Source organism: Lentilactobacillus farraginis DSM 18382 = JCM 14108 (assembly GCF_000583655.1).
GTDB classification, from domain to species: domain Bacteria; phylum Bacillota; class Bacilli; order Lactobacillales; family Lactobacillaceae; genus Lentilactobacillus; species Lentilactobacillus farraginis.
Map to the genome: position 1 here is coordinate 31,536 of NZ_BAKI01000018.1, position 16,194 is coordinate 47,729.

8 protein-coding genes and 5 pseudogenes are annotated in these 16,194 nt (G+C 39.8%); all 13 read left to right on the top strand.

Annotation, left to right across the window (positions count from 1 at the left end; genetic code table 11):
* Nucleotides 1-327 precede the first annotated feature (327 nt).
* The 13 genes and pseudogenes from dnaA (at nt 328) to dnaB (ending at nt 16,130) form a co-directional block, all read left to right on the top strand.
* Nucleotides 328-1,688, top strand: a pseudogene (gene dnaA / locus JCM14108_RS07615) (chromosomal replication initiator protein DnaA).
* A gap of 195 nt (nt 1,689-1,883) precedes the next feature.
* Nucleotides 1,884-3,023 carry a DNA polymerase III subunit beta gene (dnaN, locus tag JCM14108_RS07620; protein WP_035179870.1) on the top strand — a complete coding sequence of 380 codons (1,140 nt, stop codon included), beginning with the start codon at nt 1,884-1,886 and terminating at the stop codon, nt 3,021-3,023.
* Nucleotides 3,024-3,393: 370 nt separating this feature from the next.
* Nucleotides 3,394-3,624, top strand: a complete 231-nt coding sequence (gene yaaA, locus JCM14108_RS07625) for a S4 domain-containing protein YaaA (RefSeq protein ID WP_035179873.1) — start codon at nt 3,394-3,396, stop codon at nt 3,622-3,624.
* The gene (recF, locus tag JCM14108_RS07630; RefSeq protein ID WP_035179875.1) at nt 3,621-4,742 is read left to right on the top strand and encodes a DNA replication/repair protein RecF; all 1,122 of its coding nucleotides are present in this window, start codon (nt 3,621-3,623) and stop codon (nt 4,740-4,742) included. Before yaaA ends, recF begins: the two co-directional genes overlap by 4 nt.
* Nucleotides 4,743-4,754: 12 nt before the next feature.
* A pseudogene (gyrB, locus tag JCM14108_RS07635) lies at nt 4,755-6,697 on the top strand (DNA topoisomerase (ATP-hydrolyzing) subunit B).
* A gap of 58 nt (nt 6,698-6,755) precedes the next feature.
* Nucleotides 6,756-9,220, top strand: a pseudogene (gene gyrA / locus JCM14108_RS07640) (DNA gyrase subunit A).
* Between the two features lie 182 nt (nt 9,221-9,402).
* Nucleotides 9,403-10,512: a lactate oxidase gene (locus JCM14108_RS07645; protein ID WP_035179879.1), complete on the top strand. Its 1,110-nt coding sequence runs from the start codon at nt 9,403-9,405 to the stop codon at nt 10,510-10,512.
* Between the two features lie 247 nt (nt 10,513-10,759).
* Complete coding sequence (gene rpsF, locus JCM14108_RS07650; RefSeq protein ID WP_035179882.1) at nt 10,760-11,056, top strand: 30S ribosomal protein S6; 297 nt, start codon at nt 10,760-10,762, stop codon at nt 11,054-11,056.
* A 35-nt stretch (nt 11,057-11,091) separates the two neighbouring features.
* On the top strand, nt 11,092-11,616 hold the full coding sequence (gene ssb / locus JCM14108_RS07655) for a single-stranded DNA-binding protein (protein ID WP_035179886.1): 525 nt from the start codon (nt 11,092-11,094) through the stop codon (nt 11,614-11,616).
* A gap of 35 nt (nt 11,617-11,651) precedes the next feature.
* Nucleotides 11,652-11,887 (top strand): annotated as a pseudogene (rpsR, locus tag JCM14108_RS07660) (30S ribosomal protein S18).
* A 197-nt stretch (nt 11,888-12,084) separates the two neighbouring features.
* Nucleotides 12,085-14,097 (top strand): DHH family phosphoesterase, encoded by a 2,013-nt coding sequence (locus JCM14108_RS07665; RefSeq protein ID WP_191978543.1) that lies wholly within the window; start codon nt 12,085-12,087, stop codon nt 14,095-14,097.
* A gap of 37 nt (nt 14,098-14,134) precedes the next feature.
* Nucleotides 14,135-14,586 (top strand): annotated as a pseudogene (gene rplI, locus JCM14108_RS07670) (50S ribosomal protein L9).
* A gap of 161 nt (nt 14,587-14,747) precedes the next feature.
* A complete protein-coding gene (gene dnaB, locus JCM14108_RS07675; protein ID WP_035179890.1) occupies nt 14,748-16,130 on the top strand; it encodes a replicative DNA helicase in 1,383 nt (460 codons plus the stop codon).
* Nucleotides 16,131-16,194 lie beyond the last annotated feature (64 nt).

Genomic DNA, 16,194 nt, shown 5'->3' on the forward strand with positions numbered 1-16,194 from the left:
ACCGTTTAATATAATGAACGGAAAGATAAATCACAGACTTATCCACAGGATCACAGCTTGTTCCTAATCTTATCCACAGGTTGGGGATAAGATTATCAGTAGACCTTAAAAAGGCGATAATATCAGCTTTAGTTATCCACAGGTGTTTGTTGATTAGCCTTCTTTTCACCTACATTATCCACTTATCCACAGGAGAGTTGTCCCTGCCGTTCACAACTGTGAAACAATTATACACAGGATGCTTTTGCCTGTGGAAAACTTTTTATCAGAATGCTAGAATTAATTTGCATTTCTTAAAACGACTATTTAATTAGGGGGGACTTCAAAGTGTTAACCAAAGATTCATTGTGGCAAAAATTAAGCGCTGAATTTCGAAAAAACACCACTGATTTAACATACGATACGTGGATTAAACCTGTCACACCAGTTGATTTTGATGGATCAACCTTGACTTTATCCCTTCCTTCCGAACTGCACCGAGATTACTGGAAAGAACAATTAGCGCCAAATCTAATTGAATACGCATTTGTTATTACCAAAGGAAACATTGAACCAAAATTCATCTTGGATTCGGACATCGAAAAGGAAGCACTAAAAAAAGAGTCGGATAAATCCGACTCTCCAGATTCAAATAATGATGACCAAGATGAAACTTTCTCATTCAGCAAAGAAAACCATCTTAATCCTAATTATACTTTCGATAATTTTATCATTGGCAAGGGAAATCAGATGGCCCACGCGGCGGCACTAATTGTTTCGGAAGAACCTGGAAAATTGTATAATCCGCTTTTCTTCTATGGTGCGTCGGTCTTGGAAAAACACATTTAATGCAGGCTATTGGTAATAAACGACTGGAAGACCATCCTGAAACCAACGTTAAATACGTTACCAGCGAAGCTTTCACGAATGATTTTATCAATGCCATTCAAACCAATCGAACAGAAGAATTTCGGCGCGAGTACCGCAATGTTGATTTGCTGATGGTAGATGATATTCAATTTTTTGCCCAAAAGGAAGGAACTCAAGAAGAATTCTTTCACACATTTAACGACCTGTATAATAACGACAAACAAATTGTCCTAACATCAGATCGGGTCCCCCAGGAAATACCAAAACTTCAGGAACGGTTGGTATCCCGGTTTGCATGGGGGCTGCCAGTTGATATTACACCACCGGATTTAGAAACCAGAATTGCTATTTTAAAAAGCAAAGCCAAGCTCGACGATCTGGCAATCCCAAATGAAACCCTCTCTTATATCGCAGGCCAAATTAACTCCAATGTTCGGGAGCTGGAAGGAGCCCTTTCACGAGTTCAGGCTTATTCCAAACTAAAAAACGAACCGATTACCACTGACTTGGTTTACGAGGCACTTAAAGGATTAAAGTTGGCAAAGGCAAATAATGAACTATCTATCATGGATATTCAAAATAAGGTTGCCAGCTATTTTCACGTTACAATCAGTGACTTAAAGGGAAAGAAACGTATGAAATCCATTGTCATCCCCAGACAAATTGCCATGTACCTTTCCAGGGAAATGACAAACAACTCTCTGCCAAAAATTGGGAAGGAATTTGGCGGCAAGGATCATACAACCGTTATTCATGCCTGCGATAAAATCGCTGAAGTCATCAAAATCGATGCAGACATTCGAAAAGAAATTTCCGATATAAAGACAGCTTTAAGCTGAATGGTATAATGGGTTGTGGATAATTATAAACAAGTTCCAGGAGTTATCCACAAAGTTATCCACAGGAAATCGGTTAGTTTTACCTTGCCTTTTTCCACTTATCCACAAATCCACAGGAACTACTATTACTGCTTTTCTCTTTTTTTCTTTTTAATTTAATTTATATAATAACTTTCCGGGAGGTCAATTCTCAGTATGAAATTTACAATTAGTCGGACCGCATTTACAAAAGCTTTAAACATTGTTAGTCGTGCTATTTCCACAAAAACGACAATTCCAATTTTAACTGGACTAAAATTACAAGCTGCTCAATCAGGATTAATCCTTACAGGTAGTGATGCTGACATTTCTATCGAAACAACTTTGAAAAGTGATGATCCCGACAACTTATTGGCAGTTCAATCTGAAGGCGCCATTGTGTTACCCGCAAGATTTTTTACCGACATTGTTAAAAAGCTGCCTGAAGAAACTTTAACCATTGAAGTCGGTGAAAATTTCCAAACCATGATTACTTCCGGACAATCATCATTCACGATTAACGGATTAGATGCCAATAATTATCCTCACCTACCTGAAATTGAAACGACCAATTCAATTCCATTGGCTGGTGACCTTCTAAAACAAATTATCAGCCAAACAGTTATTGCTGTTTCGAACCAGGAAAGCAGACCAATTTTAACCGGTGTCCATTTTATTCTTTCTGAAAACAACTTTCTGGCCGTTGCCACAGACAGCCATCGATTAAGCCAACGAAAAGTGACGCTTGAAAAGCCAATCGACGGAACTTTCGACTTTGTTATTCCCGGAAAAAGCTTAACCGAGTTGTCCAGAATGATCGATGATAATAAAGAAGATATTGTCTTATCAGTGACTGAAAATCAAGCGCTGTTTACAATTGGCGAAACACTTTTCTATTCACGCTTGCTTGAAGGAAATTACCCTGACACTTCACGGTTGATTCCCAATTCTCACGACACTCGAATTGCTTTTGATGCACCAGAATTATTAGCATCAATTGAAAGAGCTTCGCTACTGTCTCACGAATCCCGAAACAACGTCGTTAAAATTACTGTTAAACCTGAAACAAAAACTGTTACAATTTACGGCAATTCGCCTGATGTCGGCAATGTTGAAGAAGATTTGGAGCCCAAGACAGTTGAAGGAAACGAACTAGAAATTTCTTTTAATCCGGATTACATGAAGGATGCCTTGCGTTCTTTTAGCCAAGCAACTATTAATCTTGACTTTACCTCTTCACTGCGGCCCTTTACATTAACGCCAACTGAAGACAGTGAAAGTTTTGTTCAACTCATTACGCCTATTCGTACATTCTAAAAAAACAGCTCAAAAATTATCACAATACACATAAAAACACCGTACTGCCAATGAACTTAGTTTGGCGATACGGTGTTTTTAAACATCAAAATAAAAAAATTCTCAATAAATTCGCTCTCATACTGAAAATAACCAATTCATCTATAAAAAACCATTTCAAAAATAGCCCGTTAAATTGCCAGTTTAAAATAGATTTTTTGATATCTTGGACATATTTGTCCATATACGTGTTTCTCAGATGATTTCATCCTTTTTCGATAAAAGTCCCTAAAAATCAAAAAGTAGCTCAGAATGCGTATGAAACGCCTTAGACGTATACTTTTACCCAAAAATAGCGTATAATAGATATATGTAAAAGGTGGGTGAAATTGTGAAAAAAGAAGTTTTCATTGATAGACCTTATATTACTTTAGGCCAATTACTTAAAGAGGAATCAGTTATCAGCAGTGGCGGTCAAGCAAAATGGTATTTAAGGGAACATACCGTAAATATCAACGATGAGCCTGACAACCGCCGTGGCCGCAAGCTTTATGACGGTGATAACGTGGATATTCCAAATGTTGGCTTATTTTTTATTCGCTCAAAGCAGGGTTCTGAATGAAGTTAAAGACCATTTCACTTCATAATTTTCGAAATTATGTTAAACAATCCATTGAATTCTCGGATGGCATTAATGTTTTTCTTGGTGAAAACGCACAGGGAAAAACAAACCTGCTTGAAGCCATCTACGTACTGGCACTCACCAGAAGTCATCGAACAGCGAATGAAAAAGAACTAATTAATTGGCAAAGCCAAACTGCTCAGTTGAAAGGAACTATTCAAAAACGCTTGGGAAGCATGCCAATTGAATTGGATTTGGGAACAAAAGGCAAACGAGCCAAGATTAACCACTTGGAACAGGCCAAGTTATCAAGTTATGTTGGTCAGCTGAACGTTATTTTGTTTGCACCGGAAGACCTTTCAATCGTGAAGGGCGCGCCACAAGTTCGACGTAAATTTATGGACATGGAATTTGGTCAAATGAATAATCGTTATTTATACAATTCCACCCAGTATAAAAAGGTCTTAAAGCAACGAAATCGCTATTTAAAGGATCTGCAGCACCGAATTCAATCAGATACCGTTTATCTGGATGTCTTGTCAGATCAGCTTTCCGCGTATGGTGCGGAAATTATTTATCAACGAATTCAGCTTTTGGATAAACTTGAGCATTTCGCTAAAATAATTCACACGGAAATTTCGCAGGGAAAAGAAGACTTAACATTTCTTTACCAAACCACGATAGCAGACGAGCAATTAAATTCCGTCGAAACAATTTACCAAGACTTATTAAAAAAGTTTGCGGATATTAAAAATAAAGAAATTCAACGAGGAACAACTTTAATAGGCCCCCACCGAGATGACTTAAAATTTGCTATTAACAAAAAAGAAGTTCAATCCTTTGGTTCACAAGGACAACAACGCACAACCGCGCTCTCGGTTAAATTAGCAGAAATTGATTTAATGAAAGAACAAACTGATGAATATCCGGTTTTACTGTTGGATGATGTTTTATCGGAACTTGATAATTATCGCCAAACCCATTTACTCACAGCAATTCAAAACAAGGTTCAAACATTCCTGACCACAACCAGCTTAAGCGGTGTGCAGCAGGAACTACTCAGTAATCCTAAGATATTCAGAATTACAAACGGTAAAATCAGTTTAGAAGAATCGTAAAGGAGATAACCCATGGCTGATCAAAAAGAAACAAAAAAAGAGCTTGCCCGTGAATACGATGCCAGTCAAATACAAGTCTTGGAAGGACTAGAGGCTGTTCGAAAACGACCGGGAATGTATATTGGTACAACTTCTTCCCAAGGTCTTCATCACCTTGTTTGGGAAATTGTTGATAACGGAATTGATGAAGCTTTAGCAGGGTTTGCTACCAAAATTACGGTTACCGTCGAAAAGGACAACAGTGTTACCGTAACAGATGACGGCCGTGGTATTCCGGTAGATATTCAGAAAAAAACCGGTAAGCCGGCACTGGAAACTGTTTATACAATTTTGCATGCTGGTGGGAAATTTGGCGGTGGTGGTTATAAAGTTTCTGGAGGCCTGCATGGTGTCGGCGCTTCAGTTGTAAACGCGCTTTCCAAAGAACTGGATGTTGCCGTCACTCGAAACGGAAAAGTATACTACATGGACTTTTCACGTGGACACGTTACAACCAAAATGAAAGTGATTGATCACGTTTCGGAGGATCTTCACGGAACCAAGGTTCATTTTCTGCCGGATCCGGATATTTTTAAAGAAACAACCACTTTTGATATTAAAGTTTTAACAGCCCGATTACGGGAACTGGCTTTTTTAAACAAGGGACTGCGAATTGTTATTCGCGATAATCGACCGGAAAAGCCAACTGAAAAAGATTTCCTGTACGAAGGAGGTATTCGACACTACGTCGAATATCTTGATAAAGATAAAGAAACGTTATTAACGGAACCGATCTACGTTGAAGGAGTAGAAAACGGGATTACTGTTGAGGTAGCGATTGATTATTCTGAAGATTATCATAGTACCTTGATGACCTTCACCAACAATATTCACACTTATGAAGGCGGTACCCACGAGGAAGGTTTCAAACGGGCATTAACCAGGGTTGTTAACGACTATGCCCGAAAAAACAACCTACTTAAAGACAATGAGCCAAACCTTTCCGGAGAAGATGTCCGTGAAGGAACAACAGCTGTTGTCAGCATTAAACACCCCGATCCTCAATTCGAAGGGCAAACAAAAACCAAATTAGGGAATTCGGATGCTCGGACCGCAACTGATCGAATCTTCAGTGATCATTTTTCCAAATTTCTGATGGAAAATCCAAAGCTTGCTCGTAAAATTATTGATCGTGGCCTTTTAGCTCTAAAGCAAGGTCTGCTGCTAAACGGGCTCGTGAAGTTACTCGAAAAAAAAGTGGCCTTGAAATTAGTAACCTTCCCGGAAAATTGGCTGATAATACCAGCAAAGATCCTAAAATTTCTGAGTTGTTTATTGTCGAGGGGGATTCGGCCGGCGGTTCAGCCAAGCAGGGCCGTTCGCGTTTAACCCAGGCAATTTTGCCAATTCGGGGGAAAATTTTAAACGTTGAAAAAGCAAGTATGGATCGTATCCTGGCCAATGAAGAAATTCGCTCCTTATTTACAGCAATGGGCACCGGATTTGGTGAAGATTTTGATTTATCAAAGGTAAACTATCACAAGTTAATTATTATGACGGATGCCGATGTTGATGGCGCGCATATCCAGACATTATTGCTTACCTTAATTTATCGTTATATGCGACCACTAATTGATGCTGGTTACGTATATGTGGCCCAGCCGCCGTTATATCAGGTCCGTCAAGGAAAAATGCAACGATACATTGATTCGGATGAAGATTTAAACCAATTTCTGGGAACATTGCAACCATCTCCAAAACCGACTATTCAACGGTACAAAGGACTGGGTGAAATGGATGCGGAACAACTCTGGGATACAACTATGAATCCAGAAAATCGTCATCTTTTGAGAGTTGAATCTTCGGATGCAGCTGAAGCTAATCATGTATTTTCGATGTTAATGGGCGATAAAGTTGAGCCACGACGAGAATTTATTGAGAAGAATGCTACATTTGTTGAAAACTTGGACGTTTAGTAATCCAATGTTTCATATGAAACATTGCTTTTCCTATTTTGAATGGAGGTAAAAAAGATTGGCTAACAAAACTAACCAGGACGGCGATTTCCCAGGACGAATCACCAATGTTGATTTATCCAAAAAATGAGAACATCTTTCCTGGATTACGCGATGAGCGTTATTGTAGCCCGGGCACTTCCGGATGTTCGTGACGGTTTAAAACCGGTTCATCGTCGGATTCTCTATGATATGAATGAATTAGGCGTTACACCTGATAAACCATATAAGAAATCAGCCAGAATCGTTGGGGATGTTTTAGGAAAGTATCATCCCCACGGCGATACAGCTGTTTACGAATCGATGGTTCGAATGGCGCAACCATTTAGTTACAGATATATGCTGGTTGACGGACACGGAAACTTTGGGTCTGTCGATGGTGACGGAGCGGCTGCCATGCGTTACACTGAGGCTCGGTTAAGTAAAATTGCGATGGAAATGCTGCGTGACATCAATAAAGATACTATTGATTTTGAACCCAACTATGACGGTACTGAAAGAGAGCCCAGCGTACTGCCCTCACGATTCCCCAACCTTTTAGTTAATGGGGCTTCTGGAATTGCGGTTGGAATGGCAACCAATATTCCGCCACATAACCTTTCTGAAGTCATTAGTGCCATTCACGTATTAATGGATAATCCTGACGCGACAACGGCTGATTTGATGGAGGTGCTACCAGGACCCGATTTCCCAACCGGTGGCGTTGTAATGGGAAAATCAGGTATTCGAAAAGCATATGAAACTGGCCGTGGTTCCATTATTTTACGTGCCAAAGTTGAGATTGAAGGCGAAGCAACCGGCAAGCAGCGGATCATCGCGACTGAACTTCCCTACATGGTTAATAAAGCCAAGCTAATTGAACGCATTGCTGAATTGGCAAGAGATAAGCGAATTGAAGGAATCACCGATATTAATGATGAGTCCGATCGGGAAGGCTTACGGGTAGTAATCGATGTCCGAAGGGATGCCAGTGCCGAAGTTATCCTAAATAATTTATACAAGCTTACTTTAATGCAAACGTCGTTTAGTTTTAACATGCTGGCCATCGTTAAGGGAACTCCGAGAATTTTAAGCCTAAAGGAAATTCTTCAGTATTACTTGGAACATCAAGTAGAAGTAATTACTCGGCGAACAAAGTATGAATTAAAGAAGGCCCAAGCCAGGGCTCATATTCTTGAAGGGTTGCGGATTGCACTTGACCATATCGATGAAATTATTAAGATTATTCGTGGCTCACAAACCGGTGAACTGGCTAAAAACCAGCTGATTGAGGGGTTTGGATTAAGTGATAAGCAGGCTCAGGCAATCCTGGATATGCGATTGGTTCGATTAACCGGCTTGGAACGTGAGAAGATTGATAAAGAATATAATCAATTAATGAAGGATATCGAAGATTACAAGGCAATCTTGGGTAGTCGTGATCGAATCAACCAAATTATTTACGAAGAATTATTGGAAATTCAGAAAAAATTTGGTGATAAGCGGCGAACTGAACTTTTGGTTGGCGAAGTTCTCAGCTTAGAAGATGAAGACTTAATTGAAGAAGAAGACGTCATTGTTTCACTAACCCATAATGGCTACATCAAACGCTTGCCGGTAACTGAGTTTAAAGCTCAAAATCGCGGTGGCCGCGGTGTTCAGGGCATGGGCGTTCATGATGATGACTTCGTAGAACAATTGGTTTCGACTTCCACTCATGATGTTTTATTATTCTTTACAGATGCCGGTAAAGTTTACCGGATGAAAGGCTATGAAATTCCTGAGTATGGACGATCGGCCAAAGGCATTCCGATTGTTAATTTATTAAATATCAACTCTGGTGAAAAAATCGAAGCAGTTATTAATGTTTCCGATCGGAAAAATGATGTTCAAAAAGATTTACTGTTCGTAACTTTATACGGGACGGTAAAACGAACACCAGTCTCTGAATTCGCCAATATTCGAAGTAATGGTCTGATTGCAATTCATTTAAAAGATGGTGATCAATTAATCAATGCCTTGATTATTGATCCGGATCAAAATGTGATTATTGGGACACACTTGGGTTATGCGGTAAGCTTTAATGCTGCCAAGGTTCGCTCAATGGGACGTTCTGCGACGGGCGTTCGTGGTATCCGACTGCGGGATAACGATTATGTAGTTGGTGCTGATATTTTGAACCCTGATAGTGAAGTTTTTGTGATTTCAGAAAAAGGGTTTGGAAAACGAACACCGGCTGCAGAATACCCGATTAAGGGACGTGGCGGAAAAGGTGTTCTAACAGCAAATATCACTGAAAAGAATGGGCCGCTTGCAGGCTTAACAACTGTTAGTGGTAATGAGGATATTATGCTGATTACCGATAAAGGTGTTATGATTCGATTTGGGGTCGAAGACGTTTCACAAACCCGCCGTGCTACTTTAGGGGTTCATTTGATCAGAATTGATGAAGACTCCAAGGTATCAACAATGGCCAAAGTTGAAAAACAGTCGGATGAAGAATAGTACTGAATCGGATTCTGATAATTCAAATAACGAATAGACAGCCAAAACATAGTTTAAAAGGTCAACGGTATTAAATGCCGGCTGGCCTTTTTCTTTATTTAAAGATGTAAATGTTTGACTTACTTTTTGTAAGTGATATGCTGATTTTAAAATAAATCGAAGTCAGTATGGAGGGACTTAAAATGGCAATTGTAAATGGCTATAAGCAAAATGAGAATGAAAAGGCGTTAGATATTTTAAATCTGGATCAACTTGAGGCCCAGGCAAAAGAAATAATCCCTACCGGTGGTTTTGGTTACATAGCCGGTGGTTCTGAGGATGAATGGACTTTACAGGCGAATAGGCGGGCATTTACTCATAAGCAAATTGTTCCCCGAGCTTTGACCAATATTGAAAAACCGGAACTGGATACAAACGTTTTCGGTTTACCACTTAAAACGCCGATTTTTATGGTACCGGCAGCAGCTCAAGGGCTCGCTCATGCAAAAGGAGAAGTGGATACAGCCAAAGGATTGGCAGCTGTTGGTGGGCTAATGGCACAAAGCACTTATTCTTCTACATCGATTGCTGATACAGCCTCGGCAGGGGCCGGCGCACCACAGTTCTTTCAGTTATATATGAGTAAAGATTGGGAATTTAATAAATCTTTGCTTGATGAAGCTAAAAAAGCAGGGGTTAAAGGGATTATTTTAACTGTTGATGCCACTGTTGACGGTTATCGTGAAGCAGACATTGTTAATAATTTTCAATTTCCAATTCCAATGGCCAACTTGACCAAATATAGCGAAGGCGATGGTCAGGGTAAAGGAATTGCTGAGATATACGCTTCAGCTGCTCAAAAGATTGGTCCTGACGATGTTGCCCGAATTGCAGATTATACTGATTTACCGGTTATTGTTAAAGGAATTGAATCGCCTGAAGATGCACTTTACGCAATTGGGGCCGGCGCCGCGGGAATTTATGTATCTAATCACGGTGGACGGCAATTAAACGGCGGTCCGGCTTCCTTTGATGTTTTGGCAGACGTTGCCAGAGCGGTTAACGGGAAAGTACCGATAATTTTCGATTCCGGTGTTCGGCGTGGATCGGATGTTTTTAAAGCTTTGGCTTCCGGCGCTGATTTGGTTGGCATTGGCCGACCTGTTATTTATGGCTTGGCACTTGGTGGTGCCCAAGGTGTTCAATCAGTATTTGAACACCTTGACCATGAATTGGAAATCATTATGCAGCTGGCAGGAACAAAAACAATTGCGGATGTAAAAAAAGCAAAGCTGCTTAATATTCATTATTAAAAAAATAAAGTTATTTTCAGAAAGTTCAGGCTTGAATCTGTTTCCTGAACTTTTTATTTATTTTAATGTCAAGAGAAACTACCGGCTCAGTATCGTATATAATTAATGTACCGTAAATCAATTAACTTAGGCGTATTGATATTTTATTGGAAACATGTTACTATTCTTATTTGTGAGTATCTGAGTAAAAACAGAAACTCTCCTTGCTCTCGGGAAGGGAGCCATAAGTCCATAAGGAGGTGCAATCATGGAAGAAAAGAAATACGAAATCACATACATCATCCGTCCTGATATTGAAGAAGCAGCTAAGTCTTCACTTATCGAACGATTTGACAAAATCGTTACCGACAATGGTGCTAAGATTCTTGATTCAAAAGACTGGTCAAAGCGCCGTTTCGCATATGAAATTGGTGGCTATAACGAAGGAACTTATCATGTTATTACGTTGACAAGTGATACTGATACTGCCTTGAATGAATTTGACCGGCTTTCAAAGATCAATGATGATATTTTACGTCATATGATCGTTGTTCGCGATGACTAATAAATCATTCTAACTATGAGGGGAGCAGATTCAGCATGCTTAATCGTGCAGTTTTAACGGGACGCCTAACCCGTGACGTTGATTTACGATACACACAGAGCGGAACGGCTGTTGGTACTTTCTCGTTAGCAGTAGATCGGCGCTTTACTAACCAACAAGGTGAACGGGAAGCTGATTTTATCAACTGTGTAATCTGGCGTAAATCCGCTGAGAATTTTGCCAACTTTGTTCATAAGGGATCCCTTGTTGGAATTGATGGTCGTATCCAAACTCGGAATTACGAAAATCAACAGGGACAACGGGTCTATGTGACTGAAGTTGTTGTCGAGAACTTTGCATTACTTGAACCTCGTTCTGCGCGGAACAACAATGCAAACAATCAGCAAAACGGTAATGCTCCTCAACAAAATAACGGAAATAGCAATCCATTCGATAATAGTTCGAAACCCAACAATGGTAATGCCAACAACAATAATGGGGGCAATAAGAGTAATCCGAATGACCCATTTGCCAATTCTGGGGACTCGATTGATATTTCCGATGATGATTTACCATTCTAGAGATGGTAGAGAAACTTTCATGAGGAGGAACTAACATGGCTCAACAAAGACGTGGCGGCCGTCGTCGCCGTAAAGTCGATTTTATCGCTGCTAACCACATTGAATATATCGACTACAAAGATGTTGATTTGTTGAAGCGTTTTGTTTCAGAACGGGGAAAAATTCTTCCTCGTCGAGTAACTGGAACAAGTGCTAAAAATCAACGTAAACTTACAATTGCTATTAAACGAGCACGGATTATGGCTTAATGCCTTTCGTTGCTGAAGACTAATAGTGTTTATAGGAGGTCTGGATGAAACTTCGATTTTATCCGGGCCTCTATTTTATATTCGAAAAGAAATACTATGCAACTATTTTGAGGATAAAAGATTTATACTGATAATGTATCTTTAAATTCTTCAGGAAAATTTAATTTTTATTTTATGGTAAAATAAAAACATTAAGCATAGTAATTCAAGAGGATAAGAAATGAAAAATTGGTTTTCTCGTAATAGTGGTGAATTACCACCATTTGTTCATAATCGTCGATTGCGACGAATAATGCTGTTTATCGCATTAATTGTGATCTACGGTGTTGTAATTTCATTTTTATATAATATTGCTGCTTCGATCATTTTGATTGTCATTAGTGTGATGGGGCTCATCTACACAATTGTTATGATGAACGAAATGAGCACTGATACCAATCGATACATCTCGGACCTCTCTTACCGGATTCATCGTGGTGAACAGGAAAGTCTGTTAGAAATGCCGATTGGTGTCATGATTTTAAATGATGCGGGTTCAATTGAGTGGGTCAATCCTTACCTGATGCGTTATTTTAATAATGAAAACGTTCTTGGAAAGCGAATTGAAGATATTGACCACGATCTGCAGCAGCTGATCATGAAATACGAAGAATCGGATGAATTTCATACCGTTACTTGGCGGGATCATAAATTTACCATGTTGATTCAAAATGAGTATCATTCAGTTTACATGTTTGATATTACTCGCTATGCAAACTTGGAAGAACGTTACGAAGAAGAACAGATTTCAGTTGGTCAGATTTTTTTGGATAATTACGATGAAATTACTCAGTCAATGACGGATCAGGAAATTTCTAATCTGAGTAATTATGTCACCAATGAGCTTGCGACCTGGTCTAAAAAGTACGGCATGTACTTGAAACAAATTGATGACGATCATTTCTTCCTGCTTGCTTACGCAAAATCGCTGACTGAAATTGAAAATGATAAATTCAATATTCTTGATATTGTTCGTGAAAGTACTTCTAAGCAGAATTTCCCGTTAACCTTGAGTATTGGGATTTCCTATGGTGAAGATGATCTTAATAGCTTGGCAGATCAAGCCCAGAGCAATTTAGACCTGGCGTTGGGTCGTGGCGGTGATCAGGTTGTGGTTAAGTCTTTGGATGGTACAGCTCGATTTTACGGTGGTAAAACCAACCCGATGGAGAAGCGGACTCGAGTTCGTGCCAGAATGATTTCTCAAGCTTTAAATGAATTGATGGGTGACGCGGATCAAATCTTCGTTCAAGGCCATACACGCCCGGATATGGACTCTCTGGGTGCATGTATGGGAATTCGGCGAATTGCTCAGATGAACAATAAAAAATGCTGGATCGTATTGGATAAAGAAAAGGTCCATTCCGATATCCAGCGGCTTTTAGAGGCAACTAAAAAGTACCCGGAAATTAACGATGCAATTATTACACCGTCAGAAGCTCTTTCAAAGGTAACTGACAGTAGTTTGCTAATTATGGTTGATCACTCCAAGCCGTCAATCAGCATTTCCCCTGAGCTGTATCAAAGGATGACACAGAAAGTGGTGATTATTGACCATCACCGACGTGGCGAAGAATTTCCGGAAAATCCAATGCTGGTTTATATTGAACCTTATGCTTCATCAACTTGTGAGCTGATTACTGAAATGTTTGAATATCAACCGCATGAAGAGGAACCGATTAATCGGATTGAGGCAACGGCAATGCTGACAGGAATCTTTATTGATACCCAATCATTTTCGATGCGAACCGGAACCAGAACGTTTGATGCTGCCAGTTATCTTCGGTCGGCCGGTGCCGATTCTGCGGAAATGCAGCAGCTGATGAAAGAAAATATTGATAATTATCTGCAGCGAAACCATTTGATTTCAATGGTTGAATTTTTCCATAAAGACATGGCAATGATTGTTGGTGAAGAAGACCGGGTTTATGATCCGGTTACGGCCGCCCAGGCTTGTGATTCACTTTTAACAATGTCTGGTGTTGATGCCTCGTTCATTATTACAAAACGCTCAGATAATAAAATCGGTGTTTCAGCTCGTAGTACGGGCGCAATAAACGTTCAGATTATTATGGAACGAATGGGCGGTGGCGGTCATTTATCAAGTGGGGCCACGCAACTGGAAGATAAGTCGATTGCAGAGGTTAAACAATTACTGCTTGAAACGATTGACTATATCGATGATAATGAATAAAGAAAATAAATTTTGAGGATAGTAGGAGTGATCTGTTGTGAAAGTTATTTTTCTAGAAGACGTCCGTGGTAAAGGTAAACGCGGTGAGGTTAAAGAAGTTCCAGACGGCTATGCTCAAAACTTTCTAATTAAAAACGGCAAAGCAAAAGCAGCTTCCCGCCAAGCAATGAGTCAGTTAAAAGGCCAACAACGGCTGAAAAGAAGCGTGAAGAAGAAGAACTTGAGGAAGCCAAGGCTGTTAAAACAAAATTGGAAGACGATAAGACAGTTGTTGAGTTGAAAGCCAAGTCAGGGACTGATGGCCGCTTATTTGGTTCGATTCCAAGTAAGCAGATTGCTTCGGCTTTGGATAAACAATACGGGATTAAGCTTGATAAGCGAAAAATCGAGCTGGCTGAACCCATTAAGGTTGCCGGTTACACAAACGTACCGGTAAAGTTACACGCTGAAGTAACAGCGCGAATCCGAGTACACGTATCAGAAAAATAGTCGGTAGTACAACGACGGACTGGAAACGAAGCGATTAAGAGCATTTGTCTCCAGTCTCTTTTGTTTGGATAGTGGTTATTTTTATGATAAAACGGTAACACTGATATTATTGAAGTAATGATATAAGGATTTGGATTTTAGATTAAAATTGGTGACTATTAATGAATAACGATGTGATGAATCAAATCCCACCTCAAAATATTGAAGCTGAAAAAGCCGTGCTGGGGTCAATTTTTCTTAGTACGGATGCTTTAATAGACGCGATGGAATATTTAGATCCATCTGATTTTTATAAGCATTCCCATCAGATTATTTTTAAGGCAATGGTTAAGTTAAATGATGATGATCAGGCCGTCGACGGAATTACGGTAACGGATACGCTTAAAGATCAGGATAATTTGGATGATGTTGGCGGATATCAATATATTACGGAATTGGCCAATGCAGTACCAACTGCTGCCAATGTGACTTATTATGCCAAAATTGTTAAAGATAAAGCGATTTTAAGGCGATTAATTCAAACCGCGACTAACATTGTTACGGACGGTTATAATACTGATGAGGACGTAACAACAGTTTTAGACAATGCCGAACGCGACATTATGAACGTTGCGGAAGATCGTAATCAGTCGGGATTTAAGCCGATTAAGGATGTTTTGAATTCAGCCTTTAACAAGATTGATGAATTATCTCAAGAGGGTGAGACTGTAACCGGCCTTTCAACCGGTTATCCGGAACTGGACAAAATCACAACCGGTCTTCACAATGATGAACTGGTTATTTTGGCAGCCCGGCCGGCAGTTGGAAAAACCGCCTTTGCCTTGAATGTTGCTCAGAATGTTGGAACAAAAACCGATAAAACGGTTGCAATTTTTAGTTTGGAAATGAGCGCGGAATCACTGGTAGATCGAATGCTGTGTTCCGAAGGCAGTATTAATGCCAATCATTTAAGAACTGGGCAATTGACTGAAGACGAATGGCAAAACTTGGTTGTTGCGATGGGAAGTTTATCCCGAGCCAATATTTTCATTGATGACACGGCTGGTATTAAAATGTCCGAGATTCGGGCAAAATGTCGTCGGCTGGCAAAGGAAAATGGTAACCTGGGCTTAATTGTGATTGATTACCTTCAATTAATTGAAGGTGGCCAACAGGAGAATCGCCAGCAGGAAGTTTCCTATATTTCACGACAATTAAAGAAATTGGCGAAAGAATTACACGTGCCGGTTATTTCGTTATCACAATTATCACGGGGCGTTGAACAGCGACAGGATAAGCGACCCGTTCTGTCGGATATTCGTGAATCCGGTTCTATTGAGCAGGATGCCGATATTGTCGCATTTCTGTATCGTGATGATTATTACGAACGTGATGATGATGACAACAATGATGATTCCCAAGGTGCCGATGATGAGAATGATGTTGGTGAAGTAGAAGTCATAATTGAAAAAAATCGATCAGGTCCTCGTGGGACAGTTAAACTGCTTTTTGTGAAATCTTACAATAAGTTTTCGTCGATTTCCTATGCGCAGGATGGTGGTTAAAAAGAAAAAGACTGGGACTTGATATCTCAGTCTTTCTTTGTATAAAAGTGTAAAAAATAACAAC

Excerpts from the sequence above, each read along its gene's own strand:
- dnaN (WP_035179870.1), top strand. The coding sequence starts at position 1,884 with ATGAAATTTACAATTAGTCGGACCGCATTTACAAAAGCTTTAAACATT.
- recF (WP_035179875.1), top strand. The coding sequence starts at position 3,621 with ATGAAGTTAAAGACCATTTCACTTCATAATTTTCGAAATTATGTTAAA.
- JCM14108_RS07645 (WP_035179879.1), top strand. The coding sequence starts at position 9,403 with ATGGCAATTGTAAATGGCTATAAGCAAAATGAGAATGAAAAGGCGTTA.
- rpsF (WP_035179882.1), top strand. The coding sequence starts at position 10,760 with ATGGAAGAAAAGAAATACGAAATCACATACATCATCCGTCCTGATATT.
- ssb (WP_035179886.1), top strand. The coding sequence starts at position 11,092 with ATGCTTAATCGTGCAGTTTTAACGGGACGCCTAACCCGTGACGTTGAT.
- JCM14108_RS07665 (WP_191978543.1), top strand. The coding sequence starts at position 12,085 with ATGAAAAATTGGTTTTCTCGTAATAGTGGTGAATTACCACCATTTGTT.
- dnaB (WP_035179890.1), top strand. The coding sequence starts at position 14,748 with ATGAATAACGATGTGATGAATCAAATCCCACCTCAAAATATTGAAGCT.